This is a genomic window from uncultured Maritalea sp. (assembly GCF_937139385.1).
GTDB classification, from domain to species: domain Bacteria; phylum Pseudomonadota; class Alphaproteobacteria; order Rhizobiales; family Devosiaceae; genus Maritalea; species Maritalea porphyrae_A.
In genome coordinates this window covers 1-10,090 of sequence record NZ_CAKZPW010000047.1, presented here as the reverse complement: position 1 = coordinate 10,090, position 10,090 = coordinate 1, and the positions used below count along the sequence as shown (strand labels likewise).

Here is a 10,090-nt window from a genome sequence, read left to right as displayed (position 1 = left end):
AAGCGCAGTCTCGCCCATCCAAAGCAAGTCAGCGTGTTCCACCAATAAATCTGACTCTAAATAGTCAGGCCATTCATCATTTTTTTCAATGCTCAAGGCGCCCATGTGTTTGGCCCAAATACCTGCCAAGTGGGTCTTGCCCGATTTAGGTGGACCAAACAAAACGCTCACCTGCGCGGGCCACTCATTAGCAACCAAAAAGTGGTCGTAGGCATTTTTGTTGCCAGCTCCAACAACAAAGTCAGCTTCGCCCATTGCGGTCTCAACCGGCAAATCCAGCACCAATTGCTGGCCCTGTTTGGTCTCAGTCTTATCGTTTTTCATGCGCTATTGTTTTGCGCTTTCTGCAATATCAGCTTTTGGCAAATCTGCCACAGCGGTGCCTGATGTGTTGGACGGCTCATAAAGAGGGCTTTCAAGATACTTCTTAACCGCATATCGACCAAGCACACCGGCGATAGCGGCCATAGGAACTGCAAGCAGTACACCAACGGCCCCAAATAGGAGTGCAAAGGCGAACAATGCAAACATGAGCCAGACCGCGTGCACGCCAATAGAGCGGCCCACCAATTTGGGGTAAAGAATATTGCCCTCGATAAATTGCCCAACCATGAAAATGCCGAACACGACACCGACCATGAACCAGTCCGGCCAGAATTGCACAATGGCCACGCCAATAGAGAGCACAAAGCCAACCAAAAACCCTACATATGGGATAAAGCTAAAAAAGCCAGCGGCCAAACCGATGGCCAGTCCAAAGTTTAGGTCAACCAAGGTCAGTGCGGTGGCATAAAACGCGGCCAAAATCATGACCACAGAACTCTGCCCGCGCACAAAACCAGCCATTGCGACATCGATTTCACTAAAGACGTATTGAATCTCTTTTCGGTGGGCCCGTGGCAAAAGCTCATCGATCCGCTTGACCATTTGGTCCCAATCAAGCAGCAAATAAAAGGCCACAACCGGCGTCACAATCATCAGACCAAGGGCGTTGAGCATCGTCAAACCGCTTTGCGCAACTTTTGTCGAGACATCGACCATTACGCCAACTCCTTGATTTAGGAGTTGATTGAGCCATTTTTGGAATTCCGCAGCGCGCTCTTCACCTAATCTCTCGACAATCGTGGGCGCATATTTATTGCCATATTCGGTCGCAAAAACTTGCAACTGTGAAATATAGTCCGGCAACCGCGCCACGAGACCCACCAGTTGGTTGATCAACGGTGGAACAATGAACAAAAACAGCCCAATAAACACAGCAACAGCAACAACCAGAATGGTCAAGGTTGCCCAAAAACGAGAGAATTTGATCTTTTCCAAAAGATCCGCAACAGGATCCAGCAAATAAGCCAAAATCATACCCGCAATGAACGGCAAAAGGATACCGCGGAACACCCACATGAACAAAATGAACACGGCGAGCATAACAACCCACGCTTTTATCTGATTTTGCAGTGTCATATAGGGCTCCGCCTCTTGCGTGAATGTGCTCAAACCTTTATCAGCGCTGATATCGTTTTGAATGCGCTTATTCAACCAGATATGGCTGATCGCATCAACATTTTCGCCTAACAGCGCGAACATGCCTAAAAATAGGGATTGGGGCACAAAATGCCAGACAAAACACCAAAAAAAACCAACTCACTGTCATATCGTGACGCAGGCGTGGATATCGACGCTGGCAACGAATTAGTTGAACGCATCAAACCAGCAGTAAAATCAACAAAACGCCCCGGCTCTGACACAGAGATTGGCGGATTCGGCGGGTTGTTTGATCTTAAGGCCGCAGGCTTTACGGACCCAATTCTTGTTGCAGCAAATGACGGCGTGGGCACAAAGCTGAAAATCGCGATCGATAGCGGTGTGCATGGTACCGTCGGCATCGATTTGGTGGCCATGTGCGTAAACGACCTCATTGTGCAAGGTGCGGAACCACTATTCTTTCTTGACTATTATGCAACCGGCAAGCTCGAAAACGATGTGGCTGTTGCAGTTGTTGAAGGCATCGCCGCTGGCTGCCGCGATGCCAATTGCGCGTTGATTGGTGGCGAAACCGCAGAAATGCCGGGCATGTACAAAGAAGGCGATTACGACCTTGCTGGATTTTGCGTTGGCGCGGCGGAACGTGGCCACATGCTACCAACCAATGATCTTGCAGCAGGCGACGTGATTATCGGCCTCCGCTCTTCGGGCGTTCATTCAAACGGCTATTCGCTGGTGCGCAAAATCGTTGAGCTGTCCGGTTTGGCATGGGACGCACCCGCCCCATTTGAAGATGGCGTGACCCTTGGTCAGGCATTATTGCGCCCTACGCGCATCTATGTGCGCCAGATATTGGCAGCGCTGAAAAACGGCGTAAAAATCAAAGCCCTTGCCCACATCACAGGTGGTGGTTTTACGGAAAACATCCCACGCGTCTTGCCTGATACGCTTGCAGCATCAATTGATCGCTCAGCAATTGTCGCTCCTCCGGTCTTTCGTTGGCTGGCTGAACAAGGCGGTGTCGCGACTGACGAGATGATGCGCACCTTTAACTGTGGTGTAGGCATGGTCATGGTAGCAAGCGCAAACGAAAAAGACACGCTGATCGCAGAGCTTAAATCAGCAGGTGAAGAACCACTTGTTCTTGGTGAACTGATTGATCGGGATGGCGAAGCGGTTGTTTACTCGGGTGAGCTTTCACTATGAGCGCGAAAACCAAGGTCGCAATTCTGATTTCAGGACGTGGCTCGAACATGCGCACATTGATTCAAGCTGCGAAACAAGAAGACTATCCCGCTGAAATTATTGGCGTATTCTCCAACCGCGCAGACGCTGCCGGTTTGGAGTTTGCCCAAAGTGAAAATATTCAAACAGCCGTTATTTCCCAAAAGGATTTTGACAGTCGTGAATCATTTTGTGAAGCACTTGATGCACAACTTGAAGCGTGGGGCGCAGAGCTTTTGGCCCACGCTGGCTATATGCGCATTCACGCTGACGGGTTTGCGCAAAAGTGGACGGGCAAAATGCTCAACATTCACCCTTCACTATTGCCTTCATTCAAGGGCCTACACCCCCAACAACAAGCTTTGGACGCAGGTGTAAAAATTGCGGGCGCAACAGTGCACGAAGTTACACCTGAATTGGATGCGGGCCCGCCCGTTTTGCAGGCTGCAGTTCCCGTGCTCGATAGTGACAACGCTGAATCACTTTCCGCACGCATTCTAAAAGTAGAACATCAGATCTACCCATTGGCGCTAAAACAATTCATCGAAAAGCGCACAAATGGCGATTCAGAAACAGCCGACCAAACCAATTTGATCTGGCCAAACTAGGAAAAAGCACATGACCAAAACCGTAGTGATCACAGGCGCAAATCGCGGCATCGGGTTCGAATTGGTCAAATGCTATCTTGCAAACGGCGATTGGCAAATCATTGCTGCTTGTCGCACACCACAAAAAGCAACTGCCCTGAACGATTTGGCCGATGCCACAGATGGCGACATTGAAGTTGTTCAACTGGATGTTTCTAGCGCGCAATCGGTCGAAGCTTTTTCAAAAGCGATTGGCGACCGCCCCATAGACATTCTGGTGAACAACGCTGGCGTAATTGGAGGTGAACATCAATCGCTGGGCGATATTGATTACGACGAATGGATGGAAACACTCTCGATCAATACGTTGGGCCCGATCCGTGTCACCGAAGCTTTGATAGAGAACATTCGAAAAAGCAAAAATGGCAAGATCGTCGCCATTTCGAGCCAGTTGGGCGCAATGCAATATCAAACCCAAGGCCGTTTCGCCTATAATTCATCCAAAGCAGCGCTCAACCGCACAATGACTTTGTTGGCAAACCAATTACGGGCAGAAAACATAGCGGTGGCCATGTATCACCCTGGGTGGGTTCAAACCGACATGGGCGGGCAAGCAGCTGACATAACTCCGCCCCAAAGCGCAAGTGGTCTATACCAATGTTTTGAAAAACTCAGCCTCGCCGACAGCGGGAAGTTCTTCAAGTGGAACGGCGAACCCCACGCTTGGTAACCCCATCACAAATTGTGATGCAATCATCGTCAAAATCGGTTCGACAGACAGTCCATCAAGGCGTAGCGTCATCGTCTGATCAAAGGACTGCGTCACATGAAACTATCGGACTGGCTTATCATCATCGGGCTTGGCGTCATTTGGGGCGGCTCATTTCTGTTTAATGCGATTCTTATTCGTGAACTGGGGCCGCTTTCCGTTTCACTTGGCCGTGTAGGTGTCGCGGCAATTGGTTGCTGGGCATATTTATTGGCGACCAAAGTAAAACTGCCAACCGATTGGCGGATTTACGCGGGCCTCACGTTATTGGGTTTGATCAATTTTTCAGTGCCATTTGCTCTTTTCCCGCTCGCCCAGAACTACGTCAACGTTGGTATCGCAGGCATTGTAAACGCCATGACGCCAATCATGGTCGTCATCGTCTCTCATTTTTGGCCGGGCGGTGAAAAAGCGAACCCAGCCAAATCTGTTGGAGTTGCCATTGCATTTAGCGGTGTTGCACTTATCGCGTTGCCAGCATTGCAACGTGGTGGCCAATCTGAAATCTGGGCGATTGGCCTCATGATGTTGGCCACCCTAATGTATGGCATAGCACTGAACTACACGCGCTCATTCAAACGACTAAACCCTTCATTTATCGCAACTATCGCCTTGAGCGGTGCAACGATCGCTCTTGTCCCTGTAGTCCTTTTGACAGAAGGCGTGCCGCACATTCAAACTGCGCAGAGTTGGGGGGCATTGCTCTACATCGGGCTGATTGCCACTACCTTCACATTTCTCGTGATGTACCGAATATTGGAACGCGTGGGCGCAACAAATATGTCCACATCCACATTCATTGCTCCTATTTCTGCAATCTTTTTGGGCTATATCGTGTTGAATGAGCAAATCCAAACCGTGCATATTTTGGGCATGCTCGCCATTTTCATTGGCATTCTGGCAATTGATGGCAGGCTATATAGGGCCTTGCGTCCAAATAAACTGCCAACCTGAGCAAATTGAATGCGTCATTTCTCTGTGCGTCCCGACGACAGCGGTTAGGCTTCATTTCCTCCGCGTTTCAAAGTCTGCCTTTTTTCGCAACTCTAGCTCCCACCATTCGCGCTTCAACGCCTCTCGAGAGCGTGGCAACCTCTCCTCCAATATTTCAAGTTTTGCAATACGGTCGGCCCGGAAGGCGCGAAATGTTTGCCGCAGCTCGCACCAGCACAGCATCAACCTTTTGAAATCAAAATAACCAATCGAAATTGGCCAAACCCGCCTTTCACTCAATTCGCTGGCTTCGTTCGAATATGCTATTCGCAAAACCTTGCCTGTTTTAAGTGCGGCCCTGAGTTGATGCGAACTTACATGCCCCTCAAATCGATCCTTTGTTCTTGCGGGCGCATAAAGCGCCACATCGAAAAACTCTGCCTTTAGCTCAACGGGCAATACCGCGCCAATTTTTGTCACCACGTCCTTAGCCGCCAATTGCTGGTCTGCATCCCCATGCACCTGAACCCATCGAGCACCAAGCATTAGGGTCTCTAACTCGGTTGAATTAAAGATCAGCGGCGGCAAATCCAACCCACCTTCAAGCACATAACCCACACCTGCTTCCCCACGCACAGGCACATTTATCGACTCAAGTGACACCATATCGCGATAAATCGTACGTTGTGTCACCTCAAGCTCTTGAGCACTCTGGCGCGCGGAAACCGGCTTGCCGGCGGCCCGCCGTAGAATTTGAACAATCTGTAACAACCGGTCGGCTCTTCTCATTTTGCACTCCATGCTGACACAACGCTGTCAGCATCCTGTCAGTATTGTCAGTTTCATACAACCAAACAGGGAACTGCAAAAATGATCACCTTTTTTCAACCACCAACGCCGCCATCAAATGCCAATCTTAGCTCGTTTTGCACCAAGCTGGATATGATCCTGCAATTATCAGGGCTTGAATTTGAGCGCGAATTACAAATGGACCCTCGCGAAGGACCAAAGCAAAAGGTTCCGTTTATCAAGGACGCAGGGGATCCATTGGGGGATACCCAATTTATTGAGGCACATCTCAAAACAAAATATAATGTCGATTTGCTCGCACATTTGAGCCCAAGAGAACAAGCGATGGGCCGCATGATCATGGGCACAGTTGAAGAGCAACTCTATTTTATTCTGGTATATACCCGCTGGCAGATTGATGCCAACTGGCCAATAATGGAAAACATTTTCTTTGGCCATATGCCCGAAGGCATACGCCAGGAAGTGAGCGCTGGAGCGCGCGAAATGATCCAAAGTGCATTGTTTGGCCAAGGGATCGGTCGACACTCACCAGATGAGGCCTATACACTTGGCAAGCGAATTATCAATGATTTGAATGCACTATTAGGCGACACAGATTATTTCTTGAGTGACAGACCAACCTCAATCGATGCCAGCGTTTATGGCTGTTTGATCAATTTGGTCCAAAACCCCGTCCAAACGCCACTTGCTGATCACATCAAAGGGCACAACAATTTGGCGGCCTTCCTAGATCGCGTGTCGGCAGAATATTTTAAAAACGCGACAAGAGCTCTTGCAAACGCTGCCTAGTAGCCTCGGGTGGCACACAAGTGCCACTCGCCTTCTGAGGTCAACGAATTGGACCAATTGGCCGCAGGTTCAATCAACCTATCAAATTCCAAATCGCCAACAAGACTCGTTCCGCACCCCTCAAATGCGCGCTCGCTCACAACCCAAATGAAATGCTTGTTCGTTATTTAAAGCATCTTTATGAAATGCAAATCAAACAATTCGTTCGGAGTGGCGTGGCTGGATCGGTTGCGCCCCACTTGTTGATACCCCATTTTCTTGTAGAACTCTATTGCACCCTTACTGGTCTCAAAAACTTCAAGAGTTGCGGTGGTAGCACCTTCAAACCCCGCCTCCGCGGCGCCCATTAGGGCGCGGCCAACACCTTTGCCCTGAAAGGCCGGATCAACATACAGACGGCCAACATAGATGTTGTTAGGTTCCTCAAAGACCACCATGACGTGCCCAATTAGTTTGTCACCAACAAATGCACCCAAACTCAGCTTGCTATAATCCACGATTTCGCCGTTGAGTTTTTCATCGGCATGTAAGTCATCTGAAAGCTCATCAATGAGCGGTTGACCCAATGTGTCCTGATAGGTGATCGACCAAACCGCATGAAGCAGCCGCTTGAGTTGAGGTACGGTTTCAAGAGCAATTGGCTTGATGTCAAAATTCGAGCTTTTTGTGTTCAAGACGCACCTTCCCTTCGGGGCAAAATCTAGTTTTGAACCGGAACCGTTGGCGAGGAGATATCGATCAATTGTCCATTAGGGTCTTCAACGAGCATCCGCTCTTGCCCATATGGCATCGCAGTCGGAACCGAAACGACATTTGCACCCAACTGCATTGCTGCAGTATGCGATTGGTGAACATCTTGAACGACAAATGTCAGAATGCCGCCGGTCGCGCGTTTCGCCATTTCTTTTGGCACAATGGGGTTGGCTTCGTCCAAAATTGCAAGCTCAATTAGTGGCCCGCTCTCCGGCGTTAGTATGACGAACCAATCACTATCAAAGTGCCGCTTAAGTTCCAAGATGGAACAATAAAACGCAGCAGTGGCGGTCACATCCTTGGCCAAAATAGTATAAAACAGTCGAGAAACGCTATTCGCCATGACGCGTTAGATCCTTTTCCATCCTGTATTCGTAAAGCACATCATCGGTATGAGCGTCCCGGGTTTTTGCAACGATTTCAAAACCTTGCCCTTTATAGAATTCAACCGCACGCCTATTCGGTTCATAGACTTCCAGATACGCTTTATAAGCGTGAGGAAAGGCACCAATGGCTTGCTGCAATAGGGCTTTGCCAACTCCTTGCCCATGATACTCATGATCAAGATAAAGCCGGGCCAAATGGATGGTACGTGGTTCAGGTTCGTACATCAGTGCATGCCCCACAATCTGCCCTTTGTCATAAGCGACTAGGCTACAAATCCGTTCTGACTGAGCTTCGGCAATCAACTTTTCAAGCGTATGCCATCCCTCTGCCAACGTTGTAACGCGGTCTGTGCCTAAAAAGGAATCATAAGTTTCGTGCCAAATGCACAGCAATGCAGCCTTAAGTTTGGCAGCATCTTCTGCCATCGTCGGCCGAATTGAAACTTGAATGGGCATAAAACACACCAAATATCATCAAAGGGTCATGGTCATCTTAAGGCTGGACGGCTCATCAGCAGGCTTTGGCTCTGGTCCTGCTTCATAAAACCCAATTGCTTTGTAAAAAGCAATGGCGGCATGGTTGTGTTCAAGTACGCCAAGTTCAACATGTGCAGCGCCAGGAAAACACTCAATGGCACTGGACAACAGTGTTTTTCCAATGCCGCGACGTGCTGAGCTTTTGAGCACATATAGATAGGCGACCAGCAAGGAATTGTTTTGGCGCGGTAAGACATAGATGTGGCCAACAACTTCGCCGGCCGACACAGCAATCAAATTGCAAGCGTTCGTGTCGCTAAGGCGTTCTTCAAATTTCTCAGCCGTCAGCCAAACTGTGCAGATCTCTTCTAGCTTTGGGGCTGGGATAATGTCCACATAGCTCTCGCGCCAAGAGCGCACCATCATAGAGCTCAGTTTTGGCGCATCTGAAACTAGTGCGGTGCGGATCGAAAATGGATTTTGATCCGCACCCATTTGACTAAAGGCCCAACTTGGCTTTCAAAATCTCATTCACCGCTTGTGGGTTTGCTTTGCCCTGTGATGCTTTCATCACCTGACCAACAAACCAACCCATAAGCTTTGGATTTTGCTTGGCTTTTTCCACCTGATCAGGATTTGCTGCAATGATCTCATCAACCACTTTCTCAATCGCACCAGTGTCAGTAACCTGTTTCATGCCGCGGCTTTCAACGATTTCAGCCGGGTTGCCACCTTCGGTCCAAACGATTTCAAAAACATCCTTGGCAATTTTACCTGAGATATCACCCTTTGAAATCAATTCAACGATGCCGCCCAATTGTTCGGCAGAAATAGGACTATCAGTGACGTTAAGTCCTTCTTTGTTCAACCGACCAAAGAGCTCATTAATCACCCAGTTGGCCGCCAGTTTGCCATCACGTCCGTCAGCCACAGCTTCATAGTATGCAGAGCTTTCTCGATCTGCCACCAAAACACTGGCATCATATGATGACAGGCCAAATTCGGTTATGAAACGCGCACGTTTTTCGTCCGGCAACTCTGGCAAATCTTTTGCCAATGCTTCGATGTAAGCATCATCGAACTCAAGCGGCAACAAATCTGGGTCTGGGAAGTAGCGATAGTCGTGCGCTTCTTCTTTTGAGCGCATCGAGCGTGTTTCGCCCAGTTTTGGATCAAACAAACGGGTTTGTTGGTCAATAGTGCCACCATCTTCCAGAATATCAATTTGGCGACGGGCTTCATATTCAATCGCTTGGCCTGCAAAACGCACAGAGTTGACGTTTTTGATCTCGCAACGCGTGCCAAATTCACCGCCCGGACGACGCACAGAAACGTTGATATCTGCACGCATGGAGCCCTGCTCCATGTTGCCATCACACGTCCCCAAATAACGCAAGATCGTGCGCAATTTGTTGATGTAGGCTTTAGCTTCATCGGCTGAACGCAAATCAGGCTTTGAAACAATTTCCATCAAAGCAACGCCCGAACGGTTCAGATCAACAAAGCTCATATTTGGGTGCTGATCGTGAATTGATTTGCCCGCATCTTGTTCAAGGTGCAAACGCTCAACGCCAATCTCAACTTCACCGTCTTCACCCATGTCGAGGTAGATTTTACCTTCGCCAACAATCGGGTCTTTAAACTGTGAAATCTGATAGCCTTGAGGCAAATCCGGGTAAAAATAGTTTTTACGGTCAAACAATGATCGTTTGTTGATTTGCGCTTTTAGGCCCAAACCTGTGCGCACAGCTTGGCGCACACATTCTTCATTGATCACCGGCAACATGCCGGGCATGGCCGCATCCACAAAGCTCACATTATTGTTGGGCGGCTGGCCAAATTCAGTTGAAGAACCAGAGAACAGCTTTGATTCAGAAGTG

At 49.0% G+C, this 10,090-nt stretch carries 12 protein-coding genes and 1 pseudogene; 5 read left to right on the top strand and 8 right to left on the bottom strand.

Features of this window, described 5'->3' with window-relative positions:
- A pseudogene (locus tag Q0231_RS01935) lies at nt 1–324 on the bottom strand (hypothetical protein); the annotation flags it as partial.
- A gap of 3 nt (nt 325–327) precedes the next feature.
- Entirely contained in the window at nt 328–1,608 is a 1,281-nt protein-coding gene (locus Q0231_RS01930; protein ID WP_299344384.1) for an AI-2E family transporter, read from the bottom strand.
- 3 nt (nt 1,609–1,611) lie between these two features.
- On the opposite strand from Q0231_RS01930, the gene purM reads away from it, so the two are divergent.
- The 4 genes from purM to Q0231_RS01910 all read left to right on the top strand — a co-directional run bounded on the left by purM (nt 1,612) and on the right by Q0231_RS01910 (nt 5,016).
- Nucleotides 1,612–2,688: a phosphoribosylformylglycinamidine cyclo-ligase gene (purM, locus tag Q0231_RS01925; RefSeq protein WP_299344381.1), complete on the top strand. Its 1,077-nt coding sequence runs from the start codon at nt 1,612–1,614 to the stop codon at nt 2,686–2,688.
- Entirely contained in the window at nt 2,685–3,314 is a 630-nt protein-coding gene (purN, locus tag Q0231_RS01920) for a phosphoribosylglycinamide formyltransferase (protein WP_299344378.1), read from the top strand. Before purM ends, purN begins: the two co-directional genes overlap by 4 nt.
- Before the next feature lie 10 nt (nt 3,315–3,324).
- Nucleotides 3,325–4,023: an SDR family oxidoreductase gene (locus tag Q0231_RS01915; RefSeq protein WP_299344375.1), complete on the top strand. Its 699-nt coding sequence runs from the start codon at nt 3,325–3,327 to the stop codon at nt 4,021–4,023.
- Nucleotides 4,024–4,119: 96 nt separating this feature from the next.
- Nucleotides 4,120–5,016 (top strand): DMT family transporter, encoded by an 897-nt coding sequence (locus Q0231_RS01910; RefSeq protein WP_299344372.1) that lies wholly within the window; start codon nt 4,120–4,122, stop codon nt 5,014–5,016.
- A gap of 51 nt (nt 5,017–5,067) precedes the next feature.
- On the opposite strand, the gene Q0231_RS01905 is transcribed toward Q0231_RS01910, so the two are convergent.
- Nucleotides 5,068–5,784, bottom strand: a complete 717-nt coding sequence (locus Q0231_RS01905) for a YafY family protein (RefSeq protein WP_299344369.1) — start codon at nt 5,782–5,784, stop codon at nt 5,068–5,070.
- Nucleotides 5,785–5,865: 81 nt separating this feature from the next.
- Here Q0231_RS01905 and Q0231_RS01900 point away from each other — a divergent pair, with 81 nt between their 5' ends.
- Complete coding sequence (locus Q0231_RS01900; protein WP_299344365.1) at nt 5,866–6,594, top strand: glutathione S-transferase family protein; 729 nt, start codon at nt 5,866–5,868, stop codon at nt 6,592–6,594.
- A gap of 167 nt (nt 6,595–6,761) precedes the next feature.
- Here Q0231_RS01900 and Q0231_RS01895 read toward each other — a convergent pair whose 3' ends face one another.
- The 5 genes from Q0231_RS01895 to gatB form a co-directional block, all read right to left on the bottom strand.
- Nucleotides 6,762–7,268, bottom strand: coding sequence for a GNAT family N-acetyltransferase (locus Q0231_RS01895; protein ID WP_299344362.1), 507 nt, complete (start codon nt 7,266–7,268; stop codon nt 6,762–6,764).
- Between the two features lie 26 nt (nt 7,269–7,294).
- A complete protein-coding gene (locus Q0231_RS01890) occupies nt 7,295–7,690 on the bottom strand; it encodes a VOC family protein (RefSeq protein WP_299344359.1) in 396 nt (131 codons plus the stop codon).
- Nucleotides 7,680–8,189 (bottom strand): GNAT family N-acetyltransferase, encoded by a 510-nt coding sequence (locus Q0231_RS01885; RefSeq protein ID WP_299344356.1) that lies wholly within the window; start codon nt 8,187–8,189, stop codon nt 7,680–7,682. Before Q0231_RS01885 ends, Q0231_RS01890 begins: the two co-directional genes overlap by 11 nt.
- A gap of 18 nt (nt 8,190–8,207) precedes the next feature.
- The gene (locus Q0231_RS01880) at nt 8,208–8,705 is read right to left on the bottom strand and encodes a GNAT family N-acetyltransferase (protein ID WP_299344353.1); all 498 of its coding nucleotides are present in this window, start codon (nt 8,703–8,705) and stop codon (nt 8,208–8,210) included.
- Nucleotides 8,706–8,709: 4 nt separating this feature from the next.
- Nucleotides 8,710–10,090 (bottom strand): Asp-tRNA(Asn)/Glu-tRNA(Gln) amidotransferase subunit GatB (gatB, locus tag Q0231_RS01875; protein ID WP_299344350.1); only part of this gene is annotated, 1,381 nt, incomplete at its 5' end.

Bases quoted from the DNA above. Each gene is read 5' to 3' on its own strand.
- purM (WP_299344381.1), top strand. From the start codon at position 1,612: ATGCCAGACAAAACACCAAAAAAAACCAACTCACTGTCATATCGTGAC.
- purN (WP_299344378.1), top strand. From the start codon at position 2,685: ATGAGCGCGAAAACCAAGGTCGCAATTCTGATTTCAGGACGTGGCTCG.
- Q0231_RS01915 (WP_299344375.1), top strand. From the start codon at position 3,325: ATGACCAAAACCGTAGTGATCACAGGCGCAAATCGCGGCATCGGGTTC.
- Q0231_RS01910 (WP_299344372.1), top strand. From the start codon at position 4,120: ATGAAACTATCGGACTGGCTTATCATCATCGGGCTTGGCGTCATTTGG.
- Q0231_RS01905 (WP_299344369.1), bottom strand. From the start codon at position 5,784: ATGAGAAGAGCCGACCGGTTGTTACAGATTGTTCAAATTCTACGGCGG.
- Q0231_RS01900 (WP_299344365.1), top strand. From the start codon at position 5,866: ATGATCACCTTTTTTCAACCACCAACGCCGCCATCAAATGCCAATCTT.
- Q0231_RS01890 (WP_299344359.1), bottom strand. From the start codon at position 7,690: ATGGCGAATAGCGTTTCTCGACTGTTTTATACTATTTTGGCCAAGGAT.
- Q0231_RS01885 (WP_299344356.1), bottom strand. From the start codon at position 8,189: ATGCCCATTCAAGTTTCAATTCGGCCGACGATGGCAGAAGATGCTGCC.
- Q0231_RS01880 (WP_299344353.1), bottom strand. From the start codon at position 8,705: ATGGGTGCGGATCAAAATCCATTTTCGATCCGCACCGCACTAGTTTCA.